Raw genomic sequence first — 26,507 nt, 5'->3', positions numbered from 1 at the left:
CAGCCCGCAACGGAACAGCCCGCAACGGAACAGCCCGCAACGGAACAGCCCGCAACAGTGGCCAAAACCACGGCTTTGCCACAGGTGGATGAAAGTGGCTATCAAATGCCCCCACTTAGCCTGTTACCCGACCCATTAACCACCAATAGTAGTGAAATGGCGGCCTGGGTCCAACACCAACGCACCGTGTTAAATGAAACGTTAAACGCTTTTAACGTGAAGGCAGTGGTCAGTCGTTGGAGCATTGGCCCGGCCGTCACGCAATTTGAATTAACCTTATCGCGTGGTGTGAAGGTCAATAAGATCACCAATCTCAGTGATGATTTGAAATTGGCATTAGCGGCCAAGGATATTCGAATTGAAGCCCCAATTCCTGGTAAGTCAACGGTGGGGATTGAGATTCCTAATTTAAAATCTCGTCCTGTGATGTTATCGGAAGTGGTGCGTTCAGAAAAATTTGCGCAAAGTCAATCGCCACTGACGATTGCACTAGGGGTGGATTTATTTGGGCAGCCTATGGTCACCAATATTGCGAAAATGCCACATGGTTTAATTGCTGGCGCTACCGGTTCGGGTAAGAGTGTCTTCATCAACAGTTTGTTATTATCGATTTTATTTAAGGCCAAACCATCTGAAGTAAAATTATTGTTGATCGATCCAAAGGCGGTGGAATTAGCGCCGTATAATGAATTACCACATTTATTGTCACCGGTGATCTCTGATCCTAAAGCGGCTTCGGCGGCTTTAAAGTGGGCTGTTGAAGAAATGGAAGAACGGTATCAGAAGTTAGCAGCAGCGGGTGTGCGTAATTTAGAACAGTTTAACCGTAAGGCAGCAGACCATGGTGATTATGGGTTGAAATTACCGTACATCGTGATCATTATTGATGAATTAGCAGACTTAATGATGGTGGCGTCAACAGAAGTTCAAGATTACATTGTGCGGATCACACAAAAGGCACGGGCAGCGGGGATTCATTTGATTGTCGCCACCCAACGGCCAAGTGTGGATATTATTACCGGGACCATTAAAAATAATATTCCAACGCGAATTGCCTTTATGGTATCCAGTCAAATTGATTCGCGCACGATTATTGATCAAGGCGGTGCCGAACGGCTATTAGGTCGAGGGGATATGTTGTACCTGGGTAACGGTCAAAGTCAGCCAGTGCGGATCCAAGGCACTTACGCGGAACAAGAAATCGATGAGATCGTGGCATTTGTGAAGCAGCAATTGCCACCGCATTATTTGTTTGAACCAGATGGCCTTTTGCAACAGGCAACGGAGCAGGCGAACCAAGACGAATTATTCCCAGATGTGTTGCGTTATTTAGCAGCAGAAAAGCAAATTTCCACATCGAAATTGCAACGTGAATTTAAAATCGGCTACAATCGTGCAGCTAGCCTGATCGACGACCTTGAAACACGGAAGTTTATTTCGCCTGCCAGTGGTTCAAAACCGCGGGACGTTTACTTTACGCCGGACGATTTGATAGCTTTAGAAAACCGTTAAAATTTAAGCCTCGTAAAATAGGCGATTTATGCTACACTAACTTTTATAGGCGCCATTTGAAGTGCTTAATTCAGGAGAAGCAAGAAGGAGCAAATAACAGTGGATACAGAAACGACGTATTTTTTTGTTGGGATCAAAGGCTCAGGCATGAGCTCTTTAGCAATGATTTTACACGATGAAGGTTACAAAGTTGAAGGTTCTGACATTACGCAGTATACCTTTACACAACGTGACTTAGAAAAAGTTGGGATCAAGATTTATCCTTTTGCAGCTGAAAATATTCATGCTGGCTTAACCATTGTGGCTGGCAATGCATTTACAGCGGATCATCCCGAATTAAAAGCAGCCCGGGAACAAGGCTTGAAGGTGATTCATTATCCTGAATTATTGGGAGAAGTGATCAAACAACACACCAGCATTGGTGTAGCAGGGGCCCACGGCAAAACCAGTACCACAGGTTTACTGTCACATGTTTTAAGTGGCATTGCCTCAACCAGTTATTTGATCGGTGATGGCTCAGGGAAAGGCATCAAAAACTCACAATTCTTTGTTTTTGAAGCGGATGAATATCGGCGTCATTTCTTAGGCCAATCACCAGATTATATGATCATGACCAACATTGATTTTGATCATCCAGATTACTACACCGGCATTGATGATGTTTTTGATGCGTTCCAAACGGAAGCCAACCAAGTTCATAAAGGCATCTTTGCTTGGGGAGACGATCCTGAATTACGGAAACTGCAAGTCAACGTGCCAATTTATTATTATGGCACTGGCGATAAAGATGATTTCCAAGCAAAAAATATTTTACGGACGGTCAAGGGCTCTGAATTTGACGTTTATTATCAAACTGAAAAATTAGGGCATTTCCAAATCCCAATGTTTGGCGAACACAATATTTTAAACAGCTTAGCAGTGATTGCAGTCAGCTACATGGAAAAAATTCCAATGGCTGAAGTGGCCCAAGAATTATTGACTTTCCAAGGGGTCAAACGCCGTTTTGCAGAACGGAAAATGGCCGATATGACCATTATTGATGATTATGCGCATCATCCCTCTGAAATCAAGGCGACATTGGACGCTGCCCGGCAAAAATACCCGGATAAAAAGATCGTTGCCGTTTTCCAACCACATACGTTCTCACGAACCATTGCTTATTTAGATGATTTTGCCAAAAGTTTAAGCTTAGCCGATGTGGTTTATTTAACGGATATTTTCAGCTCCGCACGGGAAACATCTGGTAAGATCTCAAGTGCTGATTTAGGCGCTAAGATCAGTAAAGGCGGTACGGTTTTACAACAAGATAATATGTCACCTTTGTTAGACTACCATGATGCCGTTGTTGTTTTCATGGGTGCTGGGGATGTTCAAAAGTATGAACAAGCTTACGAACAATTATTAAGTGCGAGTACGCCTAAGAATAACTAGCAACCCAGTTGCTTTTTAGAACTGGATTCGCTAAAATAAAAGCCAATCTGAATGCGAAAGACTTTAATGGAGGTTTTTAAATGCAAGAACAACCAAAGCGAATTATTGTTAATGATGAACGTGGCCTCAGTCAATTTTTGACCCGTGTTTACGGCTTCATGACATTAGGCGTTGCGGTTTCCGCAATTGTTGCCTATCTTGTCCTGACGGTTTACCGGGCCAGCTTCTTTAACTTTGTGGCGACGCATAGCTGGATCACCTGGCTCCTCATGATCGTTGAATTAGGTTTGGTGATGGGGACGAGCTTTAAGGCCAGTCGTGGTGGCATAGTCTCGTTTTTACTATTTATGGCGTATGCGGTGATTAACGGGTTATTTTTCGCCTTGATTGCCGCGGTTTACACCGGTGCAAAAATCACCACAGCCTTTGTGGCAGCTGCGGCTACCTTTGCCGGAATGGCCCTTTACGGGACGTTTACGCGGCGTAATTTAAGCGGGATCGGTCAAATGGCTTTTGCCGCTTTGATCGGGTTGTTAGTCGCAACAATTGTGAATTTGTTTTTACAGAACCCAATGGTTGATTATGTTTTCTCATTTATTGGTGTTTTGATTTTTACCGGCTTAACGGCTTGGGATAGTCAACGCATTAAGCAAATGTATTTACAACATGGTCAACAAACAAGCACGTCTGGTTTAGCCGTGATGGGCGCGCTTCAACTTTATATGGATTTCATTAACTTGTTCTTATACTTCTTACGGATCTTTGGCGTAGGCGGTTCGGACAATAATTAAGGAAGTAGCAAGAGGTTGTGGAAACACGGCCTCTTTTCTTTATGAAATCGCCGTTGAAACGCCCCATTGTGCCGTTGTTTTTGCTACAATAAGGGACGGGCTTACTGGCGCAATGGTGCCAGTGCAACTGGATTCGAATATAAGCAAATTAAGGAGTCATTATGAATAAACATTTATTATTAGTTGATGGGAATAGTGTGGCCTTTCGGGCGTTTTTTGCCTTGCACAGCCAGTTAAATCGCTTTGTGAATCACGATGGGCTCCATACCAACGCCATTTATGCGTTTAATACTATGCTGGATGTGGTACTAGACCAATTTAAACCGACGCATGCGTTGGTTGCGTTTGATGCTGGTAAAACCACGTTCCGTACCGAAAAATTTGCAGATTACAAAGGCCAGCGTGATAAAACACCCACTGAATTGTCAGAACAATTGCCACACTTACGGGAATTATTAGTCGGTTATGGCATCAAATCATATGAACTCAAAAACTATGAAGCAGACGATATTATTGGGACCATGGCGCGCCAAGCGGAAGCAGCCGGTTTTAAAGTTGATATTGTCACCGGTGATCGTGATTTGACCCAATTGGCCACAGACCAAGTTACTGTGAATGTGACGGTGAAAGGGGTCAATACGCTAGAAGCTTACACCCCCGCTCACGTGTTTGAAAAGTATGAGTTGGAACCCAAGCAGATCATTGATATGAAAGGTTTGGCAGGGGATACTTCGGATAATTATCCTGGGGTGACCAAAGTCGGTGAAAAAACGGCGATCAAGTTGTTAAAGCAATTTGGAAGTGTTGAAGGGATTTATGATAACCTGGACAGCTTAAAAGCCAGCAAAATGAAGGAACATCTTCAAGCTGATCGGGAACAAGCCTTTTTAAGTAAATCGTTGGCCACCATTAATACCAATGCGCCAGTGGCGTTAACGTTGGATGCGTTAGTGTGCCAAGGCAAAGATGAAACCAAATTGTTGGATTTTTATGATGCCATGGATTTCCAATCGTTTAAAAGCAAGCTGAGCATTGTGAATTCAGCTGTTCAAGCACAACAGGCGGCATTGAAGTATGACGTTTTAACAGCCGACAATGTGGCTGCAATTGCAGCACAATTAACCAGTCCGGTGACCTTTTATTTAGAAATGTTAGCGGATAATTATCACACCGCTGAGAGCAATGGTTTTGTCATTGGCCATCAGGGGACTTGGTATGTGGCCACGGATACGGCACTGTTACAAACCCCTGCGTTGAAGCAGTTGTTAGCGGATAGTGCAATTGAAAAATACGTTTTTGATGTTAAACGGACTTACGTCGGGCTACAACGATTAGGGGTTTCGTTAGCAGGCACCACATTTGATCTGTTATTGGCGTCTTATTTAGTGGATACCAATGATAATAGTAACGACCTTGGTAAATTAGCCTTGCTGCACGGCTATCAAAATGTGGCCACAGACGAAGCGGTTTATGGCAAAGGTGCCAGCAAAGGCTTACCGGAAGATATAACGGTTTTTGAAAAGCATTTAGCAGCTAAGGCCCAAGCCATTTCTGATTTGCAACCGGTTTTAATGAAAAAACTACAGGATAATGATCAATTGGCGTTGTTTACAGAGATGGAATTACCGTTGGCCTTGGTGTTAGCGGATATGGAAATCGCAGGGGTCAAAATTGACATTGATAAATTAAATGAGTTGAAAGGTCAATTTCAACAGCGATTAGACACGATCATCCAAAAAATTTACGCTGAGGCAGGGAAAGAGTTTAACATTAACTCATCCCAACAACTCGGCAAAATTTTATTTGAAGATATGAAATTGCCGGTGATCAAGCGGACCAAAACAGGTTACTCCACCGCGGTTGGTGTGTTGGAAGCTTTAAAAGGTATTGCGCCAATTGCCAGTGATATTTTGGATTACCGTGGCCTGTCTAAGTTACAATCAACCTATATTACCGGACTGCTTAAGGTAGTTCATCCTGAGGATCAAAAAATCCATACCACTTATTTACAAACCTTGACGCAAACCGGGCGTTTATCTTCCATTGAGCCGAACTTGCAAAATATTCCTGTGCGGGATCAAGATGGTCGACAAATTCGGCAGGCCTTTATTCCACGGTCGGAAGATTGGGCCATTTTTGCAGCCGATTATTCACAAATTGAATTACGGGTGTTGGCGCATATTTCAGGGGATCAAAATTTGCAGGCTGCTTTTAAAGAAGGGCTGGATATTCATGCCAGCACGGCCATGCGGATCTTTGGCTTGGCGCAACCCGAAGATGTGACGCCAAACATGCGCCGTGAGGCCAAAGCGGTTAACTTTGGCATCGTTTATGGTATCAGTGATTACGGATTATCCCAAAATTTAGGCATTAGTCGGGCCCAGGCCAAAACGTATATTGAAAACTATTTCCGTGAATATCCGCAAGTTAAGGCTTATACGGAAGCCATTGTGAAAACCGCGCGTGAACAAGGTTACGTTGAAACACTTTTCCATCGGCGCCGTTATTTACCAGATATTCACGCGAAAAACTTTAATTTGCGCTCGTTTGCGGAGCGGACGGCAATGAACACCCCTATTCAAGGGAGTGCAGCGGATATTATTAAAGTGGCCATGTTACACATGCAACACGCATTAGCCGCTGAGAAATTGCAGGCCACAATGTTATTACAAGTACATGATGAATTGATTTTTGAGGCACCAAAAACTGAAATTCCGATTTTAGCGCAGTTGGTGCCAGAAGTGATGGACGCTGCGGTATCCTTGGCTGTGCCGATGAAAGTTGGCACAGGAAGTGGTGCCACATGGTATAACGTAAAAGATTAGGTGATCAAATGCCAGAATTACCAGAAGTTGAAACTGTACGTCAAGGCTTACGCGCTTTGATTTTAAATAAAACAATCGCAAATATTGATATTTTATGGCCTAAAATTATTGTTAATGACCAATTATTTTTTAAGCAAACCTTAACGGGCCAGACGTTTGAAGAAATTGATCGTCGTGGTAAATATTTGCTTTTCCGGCTTAGCAACCAACTGACCTTGGTCTCACATTTACGGATGGAAGGTAAGTATCGTATGGTGCCACAGGAACAGCCGTTAACCAAGCATACCCACGTGATTTTTAACTTTACAGATGGCACCGCGTTGCGGTATTTAGATGTGCGTAAATTTGGGCGCATGCAGCTGATTCCAACTGGGGCTGAAAATACTGTTTCAGGTCTTAAACAGCTGGGACCGGAACCCACAGCAGCTGATTTTAAGGTAGCCGCTTTTGCAGCCGCTTTGCAACGTCACCGTAAGGCTATTAAACCGGTATTATTGGAACAACATGTGGTGGCGGGTTTGGGGAATATTTATGTCGATGAAGTGTTGTGGCAAAGTCAGATTCATCCCTTACAGCCAGCTAATCAGCTGACCGACACGCAGATCAAAGCCCTCCATCAAGCGATTATTGCAGAAATGAAACGGGCCATTGCAGCAAAAGGAACGACGATTCGTAGCTATACGGATGCGTATGGTGCTAGCGGTGGCTTTCAGTTGGCACTTGCCGTTTATGGGCGTGAAGGCGAACCGTGCCAGCGTTGTGGGACGACGATTCTTAAAACCAAAGTCGGCCAGCGAGGCACGCATTTTTGCCCCCATTGCCAGTTGTTAACGACCAAGGGGGTTGCAAAATGACAACGGTATTAGGCTTAACCGGTGGGATTGCAACAGGTAAGTCCACCGTCAGTGCTTGGTTAAAGGCTTGGGGTTATCTGATCGTAGACGCCGATGTGATTGCGCGGCAAGTTGTTGCCAGCGGTACACCTGGATTAGCGCAAATTACCGCCGCTTTTTCCAAACAGGTCCTACAAGCGGATGGCAGTTTGGATCGCGGGGCGTTAGGACAACTTGTATTTCATGATGAGACCCAACGCCAGCGCTTGATGCAGATCACGGCGCCGTTAATTCACAAGGAAATTTTAGCCCAACGCCAAGCGGGCATTGATCGACAGGTACCACTGGTGGTGTTAGACATTCCACTGTTATTTGAAACGGATTATCAACAATATACCGATGTCACTTGGGTGGTGTCGGTTGATCGCGTGACGCAACAACAGCGTTTGATGCAACGGAATGGCTTAACGGCTGCTGCTGCAAATGCACGGATCGACAGCCAATGGTCGCTTGCACGTAAACGTCAGCTTGCTGATGTGGTGATCGACAATAATGGGTCGTTAGCTGAAACACAGGCTCAAGTACGGTCTGCGTTAGCACAGCTAGGCTTCGTACCAGAACAGGCTAAAAAGTGATTCAATGTTATAATAGAAATGAATTGAGGTGTTAAAAATGCATTGTCCACGTTGTCATCATAATGGCTCGCGGGTGGTAGATTCGCGGCCAACAGACGAAGGGCGCGTGATTCGTCGCCGTCGAGAATGTGAAAGCTGTGGGTTTCGTTTTACCACGTTTGAACGGGTTGAGCAAACACCATTATTAGTGATTAAGAAAAATGGAACGCGCGAAGAATTTAATCGTGAAAAAATTCTGAGAGGGCTGATCCGGTCTGCTGAAAAGCGACCTGTGACCATGGAACAAATGACCCAGATCGTCGATGAAGTCGAAAATAAAATTCGAGCGTTAGGTGAAAATGAAGTGGCTTCGCAAGTGATTGGGGAGTACGTCATGGAACGTTTAGCGGATGTTGATGAAATTGCTTATATTCGGTTTGCCAGTGTTTACCGACAATTTAAAGACATGAATGTTTTCTTAAAAGAATTAAACGAAATCGTTGAACGCGATAAGCATAAAGCAAAAGATTAATCTGAAGAGACAAGGGAGGCGGTACTGGTGCAAGAAGCCTTTTCTGAATTAAGCCCACGTGAGCCATTGATGGTGACCGCGGCTACGTTTTACTCTGATTTAGATCAGCAGGTATTAACTTACCTGTATCAGCCGTTATTAGGACCGGTGGCCTTTAGTTTGGTGACTTTTTTATGGACTGAGGCGCAACAAACTGAAAAGACGGCTCACCGACATGATTTGATTTTAACCACGCTAAATATTGATTTACCAACATTTTATCAGGCACGGTTAAAGTTGGAAGCATTGGGATTGGTTAAAACGTATTGGGCAAAAATGGCAGACCCGCGTTATTATGTCTATGAATTATATGCCCCACAGTCACCGACTCGTTTTTTTCAGGATGATCTCTTAAGTGTCTTATTGTACGAAACAGTAGGAGAACAGCGGTTTCAACAGTTGGTTGCGCAATTTAAACGCCAGCCCGTTACGAAGCCGGCCTTGGTCGATGTGAGCCATAACTTTCTAGACGTTTTTCACATTGACCCGCAACATGTGGCCACCACGCCAGCGGCGATTGCTGAAGCCAATGAAAGCTTTCAAATTAAAGCTGCACCTCAACCGCAAGTGACGGCCAATACACAGTTTGATTGGGCTTTTTTTAAGCAGCAATTACAACATCATTTTGTGACGCTTGGTCCAGTGACCCAACAACGGCAGTTAATTTTAACATTTCATCAGTTGTATGGTTTAAATGAAATGGAGTTGGCCCAATTAGTTGCAGATAGCGTCGATCTCGCCACGGATCAGTTTGATGTGGCGGCTTTTAAACGGTTGGTGTTAGCGCAATATCAAGGGCAAACTAAAATCACCACCCAACAAGTTGCTGAAGCACCAGCAGTGGCAACACCGAAGGCTGACTTTTCCAAGGCAGATCAACAACTGATCCAGGTCAGCCGGCAGTATGCGCCGTATGAATTTTTGCAACAGCTTAAGCAGCAACAAGGGACTTATGTGACGCAAGGTGAGCAGCGGTTGTTGGAGCGGCTGGTTGCACGACAATTGTTCCCCAATAGCGTGATCAACATTATGATCCACTACATGCTAAGCGTGCGACAAATGCCAACCTTGAACCAAAACTTTTTGGATACGCTGGCTAATAGTTGGGCCAAAGCAAAGATTGCCACACCAGAAGCGGCAATGGCGGAGGTGAAGGCCCATTATCAACCGAAGCCTGCGGTGACCAAGCGCCGTCGAAAAACAGCAGAACCGGTTCAAAAAGAAACGTTGCCAGACTGGGCTAAGGCTGATTATCAAGCGCAACCCGAAAAATTATCGCAGTCTGATGAACAAGCGTTACAAGCCAGCTTAGCCGGCTTGAAGAAATTACGAAAGGGGCAGGAATCCTAATGGAAGATCTCAGTCGCAATTTATCAGAAATTATGAATCGCCGTCATTTGAACCAGCGCTTTGATGATTTAATGACCCAGGTTCGGCAGGATCCTGAAGTCCAGCAGTTTCTACAAGCCCATCAGGCTGAACTGGCGCCAGATGCATTGACGCGTTCAGCAGCCAAGTTATATGAGTTTGTGCAAGAACGCCAAAAATTACAGCGTCATGAAACCACATTAGCGCCAGGTTATGAACCGCAGCTAATCGTGAATCAACATTATGTTGATGTGACGTATGTGCCAACTGAAAAATTAGTCGCACAACGTCAGGCAGCGGCGTTAAAAAATCGGGTTCAGGCCATTAGTATGCCGAAAAATATTCGTTCAGCTCGGTTGGATCAATTTTATCCTGAAAATCGCGTGACGGCTTTACGGCTTGCTGCTGACTTTGTGCAGGCATACGTGCAAAAGCCAAAGTCTTTCCACCAAGGCTTGTATTTATACGGTAGCTTTGGGGTGGGGAAAACCTATTTATTAGGGGCCATTGCCAATGAATTGGCAACCTACGGCTTTCAATCAACCTTGGTCCATTTTCCAAGCTTTACGGTGGAAATGAAAGGGGCCATTGGGGAAAATAATTTAACGGAAAAATTGGCGGCCATTAAACAAGCACCGATTTTGATGTTGGATGACATCGGCGCCGATTCGATTTCCAGTTGGTCACGGGATGATATTTTAGGCGTGATCTTGCAGTATCGCATGCAAGAAGAATTAGCCACTTTTTTCTCGTCTAACTTTTCAATGCAGCAGTTGGAACAAGAACATTTAACCGTGACCCGTGGGGCGTCAGAACCGCTTAAGGCCAAACGGATCATGGAGCGGATTCGCTTCTTAAGTCAAGAAGTGAAACTGGTCGGGCGCAATCGCCGTCAAGCACCTTGATCATTTGGAACAGTGAAACAACTTGAATAATCATGTGATTTGTGGTTTAATCAGTTTATCAACGAGAAAAGATACCGGTTCAAGTCGTGTCTGCTAGAGAAGGATGTTTGCTGAAAATTCCGAAGGACGGCTTGGATTGACCACTTTTTGAGATATGCAATGCAAAGTTGCATCGGTGGCAACGTTACAGCCGTGAATGAGGAATCGAATTTTGATTCAAATTTTGGGTGGAACCACGTTAATTCGTCCCTAAGGCTATTGTGCCTTAGGGACTTTTTTAATTTTAAGGAGGAATTTTGGTATGGCAGAGATCACTTTGACGTTCCCAGATGGGAAGCAACAAAACTTTCCAGCAACAGCCAGTGTGGCAGATGTTGCAAAATCAATTAGTACAAGTTTAGGGAAGAAAGCAATCGCCGGCAAGTTAGACGATCAACTGGTTGATTTAACTGCGCCTTTGGCAAAAAATGGGAAAATCACGATTATTACGGCAAAAGATCCAGAAGCCTTGCAAGTGCTTTGGAACACCGCAACCCTAACGTTAGGGGCTGCCTTACATGCATTATACCCAACTATGACGTTTGGGGAACATGCCTTGACGGAACACGGTTTCTACTATGATACTGACAACAGTGAAAAGCCGGTTTCAGAAGACGATTTAGATAAAATCAATGCGGCGATGGCGAAGTTTGTCAAAGAAGACGGTAAAATTACCCGCGAAGTGGTTAGCAAAGCCGACGCGTTAAAGACATTTGCTAATGAACCTTACAAAACAAGCTTGTTAAATGCTTGTCCTGATGATGACGTCGTTTTGTATCATTTAGGCGACTTTGTTGATTTTGGCGAAGCAGGCGTTTTACCAGATACCAAGTTATTGAAAGTTTCTAAATTATTATCTGTTGCCGGTGCTTATTGGCAAGGTAAGTCATCAAACCAAATGCTACAACGGGTTTATGGTACAGCTTTCTTCAACCAAAAAGAAATGGATGCTGACGACCAACGGCGGCAAGAAGCACATGACCGTGACCACCGTGTAATCGGGAATAAGTTGGACTTATTCTTCGTGGACCCTAAAGTTGGTGCTGGTCTGCCTTACTGGATGCCAAAAGGGGCGACCATTCGTCGGACCATCGAACGTTACATTATTGACAAGGAAGTTTCAAACGGTTATCAACACGTTTATACCCCTGTTTTAATGAACTTAGATGCCTATAAAACGTCTGGTCATTGGGATCATTACCGTGAAGATATGTTCCCACCAATGGATATGGGGGATGGCGAACAATTAGAATTACGGCCAATGAATTGCCCAAGTCATATCCAAATTTATAAGCATCACATTCGTTCATATCGTGAATTACCAGTTCGAATCGCTGAACTTGGGATGATGCACCGTTATGAAAAATCCGGCGCGTTATCTGGTTTACAACGTGTTCGCGAAATGACGTTAAATGATGGGCATACGTTTGTGACTTTAGATCAGATCCAAGACGAATTTAAGAAAATCTTGCAATTGATGATCTCCGTTTATGCTGACTTTAATATCAACGATTACTCATTCCGGTTAAGCTATCGTGATCCTAAGAATACTGAAAAGTACTTTAACGATGATGCCATGTGGAACCGTGCGCAAACGATGTTAAAAGGGGCCATGGATGATCTTGGCCTTGACTACGTTGAAGCGGAAGGGGAAGCGGCTTTCTACGGTCCTAAGTTAGATGTTCAAACGAAGACAGCTGGTGGCAATGAAGAAACGTTATCGACGATCCAATTAGACTTTATGTTACCAGAGCGCTTCAACTTAACTTATGTTGGCAGTGATGGTGAAGAACATCGTCCAGTGATGATTCATCGTGGTTTAGTTTCAACGATGGAACGTTTTGTGGCTTACTTAACTGAAATTTACAAAGGCGCTTTTCCAACTTGGTTGGCACCGGTTCAAGCTGTTATTATTCCAGTGAAGAACGAGTTACATGCGGACTACGCTTATGGTGTTCGGAATCGGATGTTGAAGGCTGGTTTGCGGGTTGAAGTCGACGAACGCAATGAAAAGATGGGCTATAAGATTCGTGAAGCCCAGACCCAAAAGATTCCGTATGCGTTGGTGATTGGGGATCAAGAATTAGAACAAGCTTCAATTTCTGTTCGTCATTATGGTGAAGATAAGGCCGTTAACATGGATACCAATATGTTTGTAGATGCTTTAGCTGCTGAAGTGAAGAATTACAGCCGCACCGGTAAAGTGAGCGGTACAGAAGAAAAAGTTCAGAAACAGCTTGACAAGAACTAGTTTGTCTTTTAAACTAGATAAAGTTGAGAATTAAAGCAGAAGCAGCCCGCTTCTCGCCTAAGTTGCACATCGCACTGGGCAGAATAGTGAACGGATATTAAAAGTGGGCGTGCTTTCAGCACGGCCACTTTTTTCTGCAATTTCTCGAAATTTTATGGAGGTGAATCACCATAGCTAGAGACATGATGGTCAACGAGGGGATTCGTGCTCGTGAGATGCGTTTGATCGCTCAAAATGGGGATCAGTTAGGCGTTAAGAGCAAACAAGATGCCCTGAAAATTGCTGAACAAGCCAACCTTGATGTGGTTTTAGTGGCACCTAACGCTAAACCCCCAGTTGCGCGGATTATGGATTATGGGAAGTACCGTTTCGAATTGCAAAAGAAGCAACGGGATGCTCGTAAGAAACAAAAAATTGTCAGCATCAAAGAAGTACGCTTAAGCCCAACCATCGATCAGAACGACTTCAATACTAAATTGAAGAACGCTCGGAAGTTCTTAGAAAAAGGTGACAAAGTCAAAGCTTCGATCCGCTTCCGGGGACGTGCAATTACGCATAAAGAAATTGGTCGTGACGTTTTACAGCGTTTAGCAAAAGAAACGGCTGACATTTCAACTGTAATTGCCCAACCTAAGATGGATGGTCGAAGCATGTCAATGATGCTTCAACCAAATGCAGAAAAGTAAACCTAGTTTACGGAATTGGAAGGGAAGATTTTATTATGCCAAAACAAAAAACACATCGCGCTTCCGCAAAGCGTTTTAAAAAGACCGGTAACGGCGGTTTATTGCGTCATCACGCATACACAAGCCACCGTTTCCACGGCAAAACTAAGAAGCAACGTCGTTTCTTAGCAAAACCAGGCATGGTATCCGCAAGCGACATGAAGCGGATCAAACAAATGCTTTCACAAATGAAGTAAGCATTTTAATCAGAAATTTTGACGAGCTTGTATCTTGAATACAAGGAACTTGAGGAGGAATTCAAATGCCACGTGTTAAAGGTGGAACAGTGACGCGCAAACGTCGTAAAAAGGTCTTAAAATTAGCTAAGGGTTATCGCGGTTCTAAACATTTACTGTTTAAGTCAGCCAATGCCCAAGTCATGAACTCATATCGTTATGCGTTCCGTGATCGTCGCCAAGTTAAACGTGATTTCCGTAAACTATGGATTGCACGGATCAACGCAGCTGCACGGATCAACGATATTAGCTACAGCAAATTAATGCACGGTTTGAAATTAGCTGAAATTGATATTAACCGTAAGATGTTAGCTGATCTTGCCGTTAATGATGCTGAAACATTCACGGCCTTAGTTGACCAAGCTAAAAAAGCATTAGCTTAATGCATGAGAAGTTGCGGCGTTTGCCGCAACTTTTTTTATTAGCGTCAATTCATTTGGAGAAGTTGGATGGGTGCAATTTAACCTGAAATCCCTTATAATGAATCGGATAAGTACCATCGCTTACAGCTGGATGCATGAGCAGCTATTGTTCGGCTAAGCTTTGTGAAGGTAAACCAAGCTTAATGTAGGAGTTGCCATGCTTCTTGCGGTGAGAACTGCCGCCACAAGAATGGACATGCTCCGGTAATCGAAGCTTTACGAGTGTAAAGCAACCATAATGTAGGAGTTGCCATGTTTCTTGCGGTGAGAACTGCTGCCACAAGAATGGTCATACTCCGGTAATCAAAGCTTTACGAGTGTAAAGCCATCTTAATGTAGGAGTTGCCATGTTTCCTGCGAGGGAGATTGCGCCCGCAGGAATGGTCATGCTCCGGTAATCAAGACTTTACGAGTGTAAAGCCACCTTAATGTAGGAGTTGCCATGTTTCCTGCGAGGGAGATTGCGCCCGCAGGAATGGTCATGCTCCGGTAATCAAGGCTTTACGAGTGTAAAGCCACCTTAATGTAGGAGTTGCAGATGCTGTTATATAAACCGACTTGGATGTTAAATTCAATTACACAGTTAACCCCCACGGATTTACAAGCCCAAGGTATCAAAGTTGTGCTAACGGATTTAGACAACACACTGATTGCTTGGAATCACCCGACAGGTACGCCTGAATTAAAAGCGTGGTTGCAAACCATGGCTGATGCACAAATTCAGGTGGTGGTGGTTTCAAATAACAATGCCCGGCGTATTCATCGTGCAGTGACGGCACTTGGGTTGCCTTTTATTGCGCGTGCGTTAAAGCCATTGCCATTTGGCTTAATGCGGGCTAAAAAGCAACTGGGTCTAGCAGATCATGAACTGGTAATGGTTGGGGATCAGCTATTAACCGACATGATTGCGGCAAACTGGGTGCATATTCGGCCTGTTTTAGTGAAACCGTTGGTTGAAACCGATGCTTGGAACACGCGGATCACACGTTTTTTTGAACGTTTTTTTAGAAATCATTTGAAACGTAAGTATCCTGACTTAAAATGGAGGAATTCCCTTAATGACTGAAACTGAACCTCAGTATTGTATTGGTTGTGGTGCCCAGATTCAAACCACTGATCCAAAGCAACCTGGTTATACCCCGGCTGCTGCGTTAAAGCAAGATACAGATGAAACTGAGTTGTATTGCCAACGTTGCTTCCGTTTACGGCATTATAATGAAATCTCAGATGTTAAATTAACAGATGATGATTTTTTGAAATTATTGACACAAATTGGTGATGCTGACGCGTTGATCGTTAATGTGGTGGATATTTTTGACTTTTCAGGAAGTTTAATTCCAGGGTTACACCGCTTTGTGGGTGATAATCCGGTTTTATTGGTGGGCAATAAAGTTGATGTTTTGCCAACCTCAGTGAAGCGTTCAAAAGTAAAGCAGTGGTTGCGACAACAGGCACATCAGGCTGGCTTGCGGCCAGTTGATGTTTGTTTGACCAGTGCGAAAAGTGGTTATGCGCTAGATGAATTGCTGGCGGCAATTGACCATTATCGTGATGGGAAAGACGTTTATGTGGTGGGCGTGACCAATGTTGGCAAGTCGACGTTGATCAACAAAATCATTAAACAAGCAAATGGGACCCAAGATTTAATTACCACGTCTCGTTTTCCAGGGACAACTTTGGATCAAATTCAGATTCCGTTAGCAGATGGGCAGCAATTAATTGATACACCAGGGATCATTCATCGGGAACAAATGGCTTATTACCTTGGCCCAAAGGATTTAAAATTAGTGACGCCGCAAAAACCAATTAAGCCTAAAACATTCCAACTCAACGCTGAACAAACGTTATTTTTGGCTGGCTTGGCCCGATTTGATTACGTGAGTGGCCCACGGCGTAGTTTTACAGTTTATTTAGATAATAATTTACTGGTTCACCGGACAAAATTAGCCAATGCAACGGATTTTTATGCCCGTCAGGCGGGGAAACTTTTACAGCCCCCTCGTGCCAAAGAATTGGCTGATTTTCCAGAACTGGTTCGTTTCCAATTTACATCGAAGCAAAAAAGTGACTTGGTTTTTGCAGGTTTAGGTTGGATCACCGTACCAGCAGGGGCAGTGATCTGCGGCTGGGCGCCTAAGGGTGTTGCCGTTAGTACACGACCTGCATTGATTTAAAAATAATTAAAAGAGGTGCTTCAATGCCATTAACAGGCAAACAAAAACGATTTTTACGGGCGCAAGCCAATCGGCTACGGCCAGAATTTCATGTTGGGAAAAACGGTGTCACAGCAACTTTTATTCAACAAGTTGATGATAGTTTAGCGCGGCATGAATTGATTAAAATTAATTTACTGCAAAACGCTGAGGTAACCATGGAACAAGTGGTATTAGCGCTTGAAGAAGCGTTGCCAGGTATCACCGTAGCGCAAAAAATTGGTCGGGTTATTTTACTCTACCGGCCAGCTGATAAAGAAAAGTATCAGCGGTTGTCACGCCGCATTGCAACATTATAAAGAGGTGGCAAAAGTGACAGAGGTAACGACACAACAACAGTCCGTGGTGACGGTTGAAGTAGATGAAGCGCCTTTAAATACCCGCAAACGACATCAAGTGGGGATTTTGGGCGGCACGTTTAATCCGCCGCATTTAGGGCATTTGATTATGGCAGAAACCGTAGGCACACAATTGGGCTTGGAAAAAGTTTACTTTATGCCTGACGCGCAACCACCGCATCAAACCCCTAAAACGGCCATTGACCCTGAAAAACGCGTGGAAATGGTACGGCGGGCGATTGCTGGCAATCCGTTATTTGACTTGGAACTAGCTGAAATTAAACGTGGTGGTAAAAGTTATACTTATGATACACTGTTAGATTTAAAGCAACGGCATCCTGATACAGATTATTATTTTATTATCGGCGCTGACATGGTGAATGACCTGCCAACTTGGCACGAAATTGATAAGCTTTTAAAGTTGGTTCAGTTTGTTGGCGTTAAACGGCCTAAAGTGGCCGTACACAGTCAATACCCAATTTTGTGGGTGGATGCCCCGGGCTTAGCCATTAGCTCATCTTTGATTCGTGAGCGGGTGCAAGCAGGTTGCTCTGTGCGCTACTTAGTACCAGATGCTGTACGCACCTATATTCAGGAAGAAGGGCTGTATCGCAATGACAAAAACGCTTGATTATCAACTGGGTCTGGTGCCTTATTCACGGACGACATTAGTCAATAAAATCAAGGCACAGTTAAGTGATCATCGGTTCCAACACGTGTTGCGAGTGGAACAAACAGCCATTGATTTGGCGGAACATTACGGTGCTGATGTGGAACGCGCCAGCATTGCTGGTTTGGTCCACGATTATGCCAAACAGCGGCCAGATGCTGAATATCGCCAGTTGATCCAACAAGAAAAGTTTGATCCAGACTTGTTGAATTATGGCAATGGCATTTGGCATGGTGTGGTCGGTGCTTATTTGATTGAAAAAGAATTACAAATCCATGATGCGGCCATTTTAAATGCCGTTCGGCGCCATACCATTGGGGCACCTGAAATGACGACCTTAGACCAAATTTTATTTGTAGCTGACTTTATTGAGCCTGGCCGTGATTTTCCAGGTGTTGAAGCGGCTCGTGAAGCGGCTGATGAGAGTTTAGCCGCCGGGGTACGCTATGAAGTTGCCAATACGTTGCAGTTCTTATTAGCGCGGCAACAAAAGATTTACCCGAAAACGATTGCAACCTATAATGCTTGGGTTGCAAAATAACCCTTAAAAATTTAAAGGAGGATTTCTGTGGATAGCCAAGAGATCTTAAAAATTGCGGTACAAGCCGCTGATGAAAAACGTGCTGAAGAAATTACAGCATTAGATGTTCGTGAAGTCAGTTTATTAGCTGATTATTTTGTCGTGTTACAAGCGGCCTCAAAGCGTCAAATGGATGCGATTTTAGATAACATTTTAGAAAAAGAAGAACTTGCAGGTGTGATTGCCAAGCACGTTGAAGGGAAAAACTCTGGTAAGTGGATCTTGATCGACTTAGGTGATGTGGTCGTTAACGTCTTTAACCCTGAAGAACGCGCTTATTATAATTTGGAGAAATTATGGTCAGATGCTAAAAATGTTCAAATCGCTGACTGGATCGACGCATGATTTATCAGACGTTTGCCGGGTTATATGATGAAATGATGGATTCGGCCTTGTATGATCAATGGCTGGATTTTGTCATGCAGCGGGTGACTGATAAACAAGCACCTTTGCTAGAGCTGGCCTGTGGGACGGGGGTATTGGCAGTTAAGTTATGCCAAGCGGGCTATCAGGTGACTGGTTTGGATTTGTCACCAGAAATGTTAACCTTGGCCAACAATCGGGCCCAAGCAGCGCAAGTGACATTGCCTTTAATTGAAGGCGATATGCTTGATTTAACTGAAATTGGTGCTTTTCAAACGGTAACGTGCTTAGATGATTCCTTATGTTATATGCCAGATCTGGCGCATTTAAAACAAGTTTTTCAGCAGGTTTATCAGTTATTGCCAGCACAAGGGCAATTTTTATTTGATATGCATTCAATTTACCAAATTGACGACTTTTTCCCAGGCTATATGTACAATTATCGTACAGCAGACCAAGCTTTTATGTGGACCAGCTACGTTGGCGACCAACCGCATAGCGTTGAACACGATTTAACATTTTTTGTTTGGGATGACGCGATTCAAGGCTATCAGGCCATTAATGAATTACATCACGAACGCACGTATCCACTTGCGGAGATTGTGGCAGCGTTAAAAGCGGTGGGCTTTCAAACGGTGACCACCAGTGCCGAATTTGGCACACAACCGATTCAGTCGGAAAGTGGCCGTTGGTTTTTTGAAGCCCAAAAGTAGGTGACGATTTGTTACAAGCAACCGGTATGATTGTCGAATATAATCCGTTTCATAACGGACATGCTTACCATGTGCAACAAGCCCGCCAGTTGACCCAAGCAGATGTGGTGGTTGCTGTGATGAGTGGTAATTTTGTGCAACGTGGCGCACCTGCTGTTTTGGACAAATGGCAGCGAACAGCACAAGCATTGGTCAATGGTGTGGATCTGGTGGTCGAACTGCCAACCACCCAAGCGGTCCAACCTGCTGATCGTTTTGCCAGTGCTGGGATTCAAATGTTGTCTGCTTTAGGATGTCAAGCCGTGGTATTCGGCACTGAGGATGCACAGCTTGATTATCAGCAAATCGGTGTTCAGCTGGCACAGTTACCAGAACATCACCAAGATTTTAAGGATTATCGACAAACTTACGCCACCCAATTAAATCAGTTTTATCAGCAGCAACTTGGCTTGTCATTAGACTATCCTAACCAGCTATTAGGGCTCAGTTATGCGCAGGCCAATGCTGAGTTGTCACGGCCCATGACCCTGGTTCCCGTACAGCGTCAAGGGGCACAGTACCACGACACACAACTGACCAAAGGATTGATTGGCAGTGCAACAGCCATTCGGCAGGCTTTACAGCAAGTACCGCCACAATGGCATCAGGTTCAACAAGTGGTGCCTAAGGTGACGTTTCAAACGTTGCAGCAAGGGCCACTGGTTAATTGGGCCAGGTTGTTTCCATTTTTGAAATATCGCATTTTACAAGCGGATTTAGGCGACTTACAGGCGATTTATCAAATGAACGAAGGCTTAGAATATCGCATGAAGCAGCAGATCCAAGCTGCGGTAACGTTTGAAGCATTTTTAAAAGCGTTAAAAACCAAACGGTATACCTATTCACGCTTACAACGGTTATGTTTGTATACAGTGTTAAATCTGAAAACAACTGCGATTCAGGCACAGCAACCTTACTTACACGTATTAGGATTTACCCCAGCAGGTCAGCATTATTTACATCAAATAAAGCAGCAAGTGCCATGGCCGTTGATTACAAAGATTGACCGTAAATTAGGCCAAGAATCAGGTTTAATGGGGACTGATGTGCGGACAGATTTGGTGTATCAAAATTTAACCGGTGAAAATCAAGTTTATGGCCGGTATCCGTTACGGCCTGTCAAGGAAATTTAGTTGACAAAGATTTTTTAGACAGTTATAATGGTTGACGTTGCATTAGGGTTGCAAGAGGAGGTCACTTCAATGAAATGGTCTTTACAGGAATTGGAAAAGTACCGTGAGTCACCCTTAAAACTGCAGGAGACACTTGATTTAACGGCAGTTTTAAAGGCCCGCGATCATACCATTTCTGATGTTTCCCCGGTCAAAGTGCAAGGATTGATCACACTTGACCAGGCATTAATTATTGCTCATCTTGATGTTCAAGTAACGTTAACACTGCCTTCGACCCGTTCATTAGTGCCAGTTGCCTTGCCACTAGCTTTCTCAGTTGATGAGATTTATACGCGGCAACTGACTGACTTAGATGAACACACAACGGCTGAAACAGTGATTTACTTAGAACAGGATGTTTTAGATTTAGATCAGGTCTTAACAGATAATATTTTGTTACAGATCCCGTCAAAGATTTTAACACCAGCTGAAGCTGCGAATGAGCAAGAGATGCCGCACGGAAATGATTGGCAAGTTATTTCTGAAGCCGACTATCAAGCACAACAAGCGGCAAAAGCAAATCAAGTTGATCCACGTTTTGCAAAGCTTAAGGGACTCCTTAAGTCTGATGATGATCAGAATTAAAGCAAAGCGCCAAGATATCTCATTTTTAAGGAGGTGGCTTCAATGGCTGTACCAGCAAGAAGAACATCAAAGACACGTAAGCGTCTACGTCGTGGACACATCAAATTAACAACACCTAATTTGAGCGCTTGCCCAAACTGCGGTGAATTACGTGCATCACATCATGTATGCCCAAGTTGTGGTTACTATGATGGCAAACAAGTTGTCAACACAGGTAAAAACTAGACCTGTTTAAAAAGCTTTAGCGGCCATGGCGCTAAAGCTTTTTTTACGAATGCGTTACCAGAGCCTTTCTTTTCAGAAAACTTTTTGATAGGATTAAGGTTGTTAAATACGAAGGGGGTTCTAAACCTAATGGAAAATGAAAAACCTCAAATTGGTGTCATCGGAATGGCCGTCATGGGCAAGAACTTGGCATTAAATATTGAAAGTCGTGGTTACACGGTTGCGATTTACAACCGAACTGCTTCTAAAACAGAAACAGTTGCAAAGGAACATGCTGACAAAAAGTTAGTTCCAAGTTATTCTATCGAAGATTTTGTTGCTTCTTTGGAAAAGCCACGGCGGATCATGTTAATGGTCAAAGCAGGGGCTGGTACAGATGCTGTCATTGATGAATTATTACCTTTATTGGATAAAGGGGATGTGTTGATCGATGGTGGGAATACCTTCTTCAAAGACACAATGCGTCGCAATGCAAAATTAGACGAATCAGGCATTAACTTTATTGGTACCGGGGTTTCCGGTGGTGAATTAGGCGCCTTACAAGGCCCTTCAATGATGCCTGGTGGTCAAAAAGAAGCATACGACTTAGTCGCACCTATTTTTGAACAAATGGCTGCTAAAGCACAAGATGGCAAGCCTTGTGTCACTTACATTGGCCCGAACGGTGCCGGTCATTATGTCAAAATGATCCATAACGGGATCGAATATGGTGATGAACAATTAATCGCTGAAAGCTATAACTTGTTACGTAACATGGTTGGCTTGTCAGTTGATGAAATTGCTGACATTTTTGCAGACTGGAACAAAGGCGAATTAGACAGCTACTTGATCGAAATCACAGCTGATATTTTAACGCGTAAAGATGATTTAGGTTCAAATGAACCAATTGTTGACAAGATTTTAGATCGGACTGCTAATAAAGGGACTGGGAAGTGGAGTTCAGCCAACGCCATTGACCTTGAGATCCCACAATCATTGATCACAGAATCTGTTTATGCACGTTATATTTCGATGATGAAAGACGAACGTGTTGCTGCTAGCAAGGTTTTACCAAAGCCAGCTGGTAACGTTGAATTTGACAAACAAGAAGTCGTTGAAAAGATTCGTAAAGCATTATACTTCAGTAAAATCATGAGCTATGCGCAAGGATTTGAACAAATGCGGATCGCGTCACAACATTATGATTGGACCTTAGATTTTGGGAAAATCGCTAGTATCTGGCGCGCAGGCTGTATCATCCGGGCACAATTCTTGCAAAACATTACCAATGCATTTGATAAGGATGCGAACTTGCAAAACTTGTTGTTAGATGATTATTTCACCGACATTACAGCACGTTATCAAGAAGCAGTCCGGGATGTTGTTGCGTTAGCCGTTAAATCTGGGATTGCCATTCCTGCTTTAACATCTGCGATTACGTATTTTGATTCTTACCGGGCAGCACAATTGCCAGCCAACTTGATCCAAGCACAACGGGATTACTTTGGCGCACATACTTATGAACGGACTGACCGTGACGGTAACTTCCATTTTTCATGGTATGAAGAACAATAATTTTTCGTTTAAAGTCTTTAGTCTTTTTGCTAAAGGCTTTTTTGTTAACTTAAAATTTGATGAAGTCGACAATCAAGATCGCCGATAATGGTTGTTAAGCGATAAATTGCCGTTAGATTAATGTTTATTGGTAGCTTTTTTGCAAAAATAATGTTAAAATATATTCTCGTATGAGTAAATGATGAACGCAATAAATGCGCTTTCTTAAACAAATCTAATCAAATTAATTCAAGGAGTTGGACGGGTGAATGAGTAAAATTCTAATCATTGAGGATGAAAAAAATCTCGCACGGTTCGTCGAACTGGAACTAAAGCACGAAGGCTATGAAACAGCAGTTCATTATAATGGTCGAACCGGTTTGGATGCGGCTTTGGCAAATGATTGGGATGCCATCCTACTCGATCTTATGTTACCAGAGTTAAACGGCTTGGAAGTTTGTCGGCGGGTACGTCAAGTGAAAAATACACCGATTATTATGATGACCGCACGGGATTCTGTCATCGACCGCGTTTCTGGTTTAGATCATGGGGCTGATGATTACATCGTTAAGCCATTTGCAATCGAAGAACTTTTAGCACGCTTACGCGCCTTATTACGACGGATCGATATTGAAGGCGAACAAAACAACGCAAAACAAACCACTGTTTCTTACCGTGATTTAACCATTGAAAAAGAAAATCGAGTGGTTAAACGTGGGAATGAAACCATTGATTTAACCAAGCGTGAATACGAATTATTATTAACGTTAATGGAAAACATTAACGTGGTATTAGGCCGAGACATTTTATTAAATAAGGTTTGGGGCTATGAAAGTGAAGTCGAAACCAATGTTGTCGACGTTTATATTCGTTATTTGCGAAATAAAATTGACCGCGAAGGGGAAGATAGTTATATTCAAACCGTTCGTGGAACTGGGTATGTGATGCGCTCGTGAAATCCGCTACCGTAGTTGACAATCTGGACCAACCAGTAAAGCGGGGTCGGCGCTTTCCATTAAAATGGAAGTGGGCGCTTGGCGCCGCTTTTGGTATATTTATTGTTTTTTCGATTTTTTCAATTTTGCTGTTTAATCGATTAACGGCGATCATGATGGATCAAGAAAAAACTAATTTACATGATACCATGACCCTGGTGGTTGAACGATTGGTCAATCAATCAAAACCCCTGACCTATGATACCGTGTTACCTTATTTACGACCTGATTTGGCCACTGATTCCGATCAAGTACCGAAGGTCGATCAAAATGCTAAGCAGAATATTTATACGGATTCGATTATTGTGAAGTTGGCCCGGGAAGATGTTTCGGTGAGTATTTATAACCCAAAGGGTCAACGGGTTTACGCGTCACGAAAAGTGCCAACGAAATTTAAACGGCTCAATCATGTTTCCGTGATGAAAGAGCAGATTGGACAAGCAGCCGGTTTTGTTGGCCGGCGTCCAATTCATTCCCGCACCACCGGTAAGATCATTGGCTATGTGCAGGTGACCACACAGCTGGGCACGTTAAAGCATGATCAGCACCAACTGTTGTTGGCCTTTTATGGCTTGGCAATTTTGGCCTTTGTGGTCAGCGGAATAGTGGGTTATGTTTTGGCCAGTTACTTTTTAAAGCCGATTCAATTAATGACGGATACCATTGATGTCATCAATGTTCAACCCCAAGCCGCCAAACGGATTCCAATGACACGCGGTAATGATGAATTTTCTGACTTAACGCAATTGTTTAATGACATGTTAGATCGGATGCAACGCTATATTGAGCAACAAGAGGAATTTGTGGAAGATGTTTCTCATGAATTGCGCACACCGGTGGCCATTATTGAAGGCCATTTAACCATGTTAAATCGCTGGGGGAAAGATGATCCAGAGATTTTAAACGAATCGATTGGTGCGTCGTTACAAGAAATTACGCGGATGAAGAGTCTGGTACAGGAAATGCTAGATTTATCGCGGGCGGAACAAGTTGAAGTTCATTATCCAAACGCCACCACAGATGTGAAGGCTGTGACCAATCAGGTCTTTAACAACTTTAAATTGATTCATCCTGAGTTTACCTTTACCTTGGATGATGATTTACGTGAAGCCACATTGGTCAAGATTTTCCATGATCATTTTGAACAGATCTTGATTATTTTAATGGATAATGCTGTGAAATACTCACAAAAACGTCAAGAGGTGCATTTATCGATTTCACGGAGCGAACGTAACGTTGAAATCGCCGTACAGGACTTTGGTGAGGGTATCTCGGAAGAAGACCTAAAACGCGTGTTTAACCGCTTCTATCGCGTGGATAAGGCCCGTAGCCGGGACAAGGGCGGCAATGGCTTAGGCCTGTCAATTGCCCAACGCTTAGTCGATAGCTACCATGGCAGTATTAGTGTTGATAGTGTGCTGGGCAATGGCACGAGTTTCAGAATGTTATTCCCGGTTTATCACCCTGAAGCAACTGAGGAAACAACGCCAACTGAGCAAACACCAACTGAATAATGATCAAACGTCTAACTGCGGTTAGGCGTTTTTTTGATGGCTTTTAAGCAAAAAAAATACCAACTCACTAGGAGTTGGCGTTAAACGGTTAACGGTGCTGTTTACCAGCATTCCGTGGTTGATGATTCTTTTTTGGTGCTGATTGAACAATTTTAGCCTTTGGTTCAGCTTTTTTAGGCGCTACTGGTGCGGCTGGTTTTGGGGTGACAACCTTAATGGGATGTTCCTTTAAATCAGCAGCAATTTCTGCTTTGATCTTAGGGACATAGTAGAAATTAGTGATCGCCGTTTGAATAATGGCTAAGATGCCGCCTGCTAAAAAGTAAAGTCCCAAACCGGCTGGTGAGACCAGTGAAATAAAGAAGGTCATCACAGGACTCATGAGCATCATGGTTTTCATTTGCTGCCGTTGTGATTCAGGGACGCCAACTAAGGATAAGTAACTTTGACCAACATAAGTTAACCCAGCAATCAAAGCGACGATAATGTTTGTTTGGCCTAGGTTAATGCCAAAGAAGGTACTGTGGAAAATCGCTTGGTTGTACTGGATCGCCATGTACAAAGCTGAGAAGATCGGCAATTGAATGATCAATGGTAAACAGCCGATCCCGCCAGTCATACTCACATTGTTATCCTTATATAACGCCATCATTTCTTGGCTGATCGCAGCCTTTTCTTCTTGTGAAGTCGCTGCTTTTTGACGTTTTTGAATATCATCCATCGCTGGCTTGATCGCAGCCATTTTGTGCTGTTGGCGCGTGGCGTTTTTAGACTGGGACAGCATCAGCGGCATTAAGATCAAACGCACGATCAAGGTGATGACCAAAATAGCCCAGCCATAACCATTGGTTTGCGCATTGCCAACGGTGTTGGCCATCCAAGTGATCAAATGCGACATCGGTTCCCCTAAATAGTGGTAAATCGGGCCGTAAATGAAACCCGTTGGTGGTTGCCGATGAATGCTTCGATTGCTACAAGCAGATAAAAACAAAGTTAAAATTGAGAAGAGTCCACCGTACATCAGTGGACGTTTAAAACGCATCA

27 protein-coding genes are annotated in these 26,507 nt (G+C 43.6%); 26 read left to right on the top strand and 1 reads right to left on the bottom strand.

Annotated elements, in window-relative coordinates; genetic code table 11:
* The 26 genes from FC07_RS04845 to FC07_RS04725 form a co-directional block, all read left to right on the top strand.
* The coding region (locus FC07_RS04845; RefSeq protein WP_157050113.1) for a DNA translocase FtsK at positions 1 to 1,512 on the top strand (1,512 nt) is incomplete at its 5' end.
* A 99-nt stretch (positions 1,513 to 1,611) separates the two neighbouring features.
* The gene (gene murC, locus FC07_RS04840) at positions 1,612 to 2,943 is read left to right on the top strand and encodes a UDP-N-acetylmuramate--L-alanine ligase (RefSeq protein WP_057903997.1); all 1,332 of its coding nucleotides are present in this window, start codon (positions 1,612 to 1,614) and stop codon (positions 2,941 to 2,943) included.
* An 80-nt stretch (positions 2,944 to 3,023) separates the two neighbouring features.
* Complete coding sequence (locus FC07_RS04835) at positions 3,024 to 3,734, top strand: Bax inhibitor-1/YccA family protein (protein WP_057903996.1); 711 nt, start codon at positions 3,024 to 3,026, stop codon at positions 3,732 to 3,734.
* A gap of 161 nt (positions 3,735 to 3,895) precedes the next feature.
* Positions 3,896 to 6,559, top strand: a complete 2,664-nt coding sequence (gene polA / locus FC07_RS04830) for a DNA polymerase I (RefSeq protein ID WP_057903995.1) — start codon at positions 3,896 to 3,898, stop codon at positions 6,557 to 6,559.
* 8 nt (positions 6,560 to 6,567) lie between these two features.
* Positions 6,568 to 7,413: a DNA-formamidopyrimidine glycosylase gene (gene mutM / locus FC07_RS04825; protein ID WP_057903994.1), complete on the top strand. Its 846-nt coding sequence runs from the start codon at positions 6,568 to 6,570 to the stop codon at positions 7,411 to 7,413.
* A complete protein-coding gene (coaE, locus tag FC07_RS04820; RefSeq protein ID WP_057903993.1) occupies positions 7,410 to 8,027 on the top strand; it encodes a dephospho-CoA kinase in 618 nt (205 codons plus the stop codon). The genes mutM and coaE overlap by 4 nt, the downstream gene beginning before the upstream one ends.
* Positions 8,028 to 8,064: 37 nt before the next feature.
* Positions 8,065 to 8,538 carry a transcriptional regulator NrdR gene (gene nrdR / locus FC07_RS04815; protein ID WP_057903992.1) on the top strand — a complete coding sequence of 158 codons (474 nt, stop codon included), beginning with the start codon at positions 8,065 to 8,067 and terminating at the stop codon, positions 8,536 to 8,538.
* Positions 8,539 to 8,565: 27 nt separating this feature from the next.
* A complete protein-coding gene (locus tag FC07_RS04810) occupies positions 8,566 to 9,927 on the top strand; it encodes a replication initiation and membrane attachment family protein (RefSeq protein ID WP_057903991.1) in 1,362 nt (453 codons plus the stop codon).
* Positions 9,927 to 10,850, top strand: coding sequence for a primosomal protein DnaI (dnaI, locus tag FC07_RS04805; RefSeq protein ID WP_057903990.1), 924 nt, complete (start codon positions 9,927 to 9,929; stop codon positions 10,848 to 10,850). The genes FC07_RS04810 and dnaI overlap by 1 nt, the downstream gene beginning before the upstream one ends.
* Before the next feature lie 301 nt (positions 10,851 to 11,151).
* Positions 11,152 to 13,140, top strand: a complete 1,989-nt coding sequence (gene thrS / locus FC07_RS04800; protein ID WP_057903989.1) for a threonine--tRNA ligase — start codon at positions 11,152 to 11,154, stop codon at positions 13,138 to 13,140.
* Positions 13,141 to 13,304: 164 nt separating this feature from the next.
* Entirely contained in the window at positions 13,305 to 13,826 is a 522-nt protein-coding gene (gene infC / locus FC07_RS04795) for a translation initiation factor IF-3 (RefSeq protein ID WP_191981081.1), read from the top strand.
* A 35-nt stretch (positions 13,827 to 13,861) separates the two neighbouring features.
* Positions 13,862 to 14,062, top strand: a complete 201-nt coding sequence (rpmI, locus tag FC07_RS04790) for a 50S ribosomal protein L35 (protein WP_010011013.1) — start codon at positions 13,862 to 13,864, stop codon at positions 14,060 to 14,062.
* 65 nt (positions 14,063 to 14,127) lie between these two features.
* The gene (gene rplT / locus FC07_RS04785; protein WP_057903987.1) at positions 14,128 to 14,484 is read left to right on the top strand and encodes a 50S ribosomal protein L20; all 357 of its coding nucleotides are present in this window, start codon (positions 14,128 to 14,130) and stop codon (positions 14,482 to 14,484) included.
* A 577-nt stretch (positions 14,485 to 15,061) separates the two neighbouring features.
* Positions 15,062 to 15,589: a YqeG family HAD IIIA-type phosphatase gene (locus tag FC07_RS04780; protein WP_057903986.1), complete on the top strand. Its 528-nt coding sequence runs from the start codon at positions 15,062 to 15,064 to the stop codon at positions 15,587 to 15,589.
* Complete coding sequence (gene yqeH / locus FC07_RS04775) at positions 15,582 to 16,697, top strand: ribosome biogenesis GTPase YqeH (protein ID WP_057903985.1); 1,116 nt, start codon at positions 15,582 to 15,584, stop codon at positions 16,695 to 16,697. The genes FC07_RS04780 and yqeH overlap by 8 nt, the downstream gene beginning before the upstream one ends.
* Positions 16,698 to 16,720: 23 nt before the next feature.
* Positions 16,721 to 17,035, top strand: a complete 315-nt coding sequence (locus FC07_RS04770; RefSeq protein ID WP_057903984.1) for a YhbY family RNA-binding protein — start codon at positions 16,721 to 16,723, stop codon at positions 17,033 to 17,035.
* A gap of 43 nt (positions 17,036 to 17,078) precedes the next feature.
* Entirely contained in the window at positions 17,079 to 17,705 is a 627-nt protein-coding gene (locus tag FC07_RS04765) for a nicotinate-nucleotide adenylyltransferase (RefSeq protein WP_420814209.1), read from the top strand.
* The gene (gene yqeK / locus FC07_RS04760) at positions 17,689 to 18,285 is read left to right on the top strand and encodes a bis(5'-nucleosyl)-tetraphosphatase (symmetrical) YqeK (RefSeq protein WP_057903983.1); all 597 of its coding nucleotides are present in this window, start codon (positions 17,689 to 17,691) and stop codon (positions 18,283 to 18,285) included. Before FC07_RS04765 ends, yqeK begins: the two co-directional genes overlap by 17 nt.
* 27 nt (positions 18,286 to 18,312) lie before the next feature.
* The gene (rsfS, locus tag FC07_RS04755) at positions 18,313 to 18,669 is read left to right on the top strand and encodes a ribosome silencing factor (protein ID WP_057903982.1); all 357 of its coding nucleotides are present in this window, start codon (positions 18,313 to 18,315) and stop codon (positions 18,667 to 18,669) included.
* Positions 18,666 to 19,400: a class I SAM-dependent DNA methyltransferase gene (locus FC07_RS04750; protein ID WP_057903981.1), complete on the top strand. Its 735-nt coding sequence runs from the start codon at positions 18,666 to 18,668 to the stop codon at positions 19,398 to 19,400. Before rsfS ends, FC07_RS04750 begins: the two co-directional genes overlap by 4 nt.
* Before the next feature lie 8 nt (positions 19,401 to 19,408).
* Positions 19,409 to 20,572: a nucleotidyltransferase gene (locus FC07_RS04745; protein WP_235807458.1), complete on the top strand. Its 1,164-nt coding sequence runs from the start codon at positions 19,409 to 19,411 to the stop codon at positions 20,570 to 20,572.
* Between the two features lie 69 nt (positions 20,573 to 20,641).
* Positions 20,642 to 21,196, top strand: a complete 555-nt coding sequence (locus FC07_RS04740) for a YceD family protein (protein WP_057903980.1) — start codon at positions 20,642 to 20,644, stop codon at positions 21,194 to 21,196.
* 42 nt (positions 21,197 to 21,238) lie between these two features.
* On the top strand, positions 21,239 to 21,421 hold the full coding sequence (gene rpmF / locus FC07_RS15575) for a 50S ribosomal protein L32 (RefSeq protein ID WP_083483203.1): 183 nt from the start codon (positions 21,239 to 21,241) through the stop codon (positions 21,419 to 21,421).
* A 129-nt stretch (positions 21,422 to 21,550) separates the two neighbouring features.
* On the top strand, positions 21,551 to 22,975 hold the full coding sequence (gene gndA / locus FC07_RS04735) for an NADP-dependent phosphogluconate dehydrogenase (RefSeq protein ID WP_057903979.1): 1,425 nt from the start codon (positions 21,551 to 21,553) through the stop codon (positions 22,973 to 22,975).
* 248 nt (positions 22,976 to 23,223) lie between these two features.
* Positions 23,224 to 23,910 (top strand): response regulator transcription factor, encoded by a 687-nt coding sequence (locus FC07_RS04730; RefSeq protein WP_057903978.1) that lies wholly within the window; start codon positions 23,224 to 23,226, stop codon positions 23,908 to 23,910.
* Between the two features lie 155 nt (positions 23,911 to 24,065).
* Complete coding sequence (locus tag FC07_RS04725; RefSeq protein WP_235807457.1) at positions 24,066 to 25,463, top strand: sensor histidine kinase; 1,398 nt, start codon at positions 24,066 to 24,068, stop codon at positions 25,461 to 25,463.
* 88 nt (positions 25,464 to 25,551) lie between these two features.
* Here the strand turns inward: FC07_RS04725 and yidC are convergent, their stop codons facing one another.
* Positions 25,552 to 26,505, bottom strand: coding sequence for a membrane protein insertase YidC (gene yidC / locus FC07_RS04720; protein ID WP_235807456.1), 954 nt, complete (start codon positions 26,503 to 26,505; stop codon positions 25,552 to 25,554).
* Positions 26,506 to 26,507 lie beyond the last annotated feature (2 nt).

Origin of the sequence: Loigolactobacillus bifermentans DSM 20003, assembly GCF_001434575.1 — a bacterium.
Lineage (GTDB): Bacteria > Bacillota > Bacilli > Lactobacillales > Lactobacillaceae > Loigolactobacillus > Loigolactobacillus bifermentans.
The sequence above is the reverse complement of the archived record's forward strand: the minus strand, read 5'-3'. Positions and strand labels throughout refer to the sequence as shown.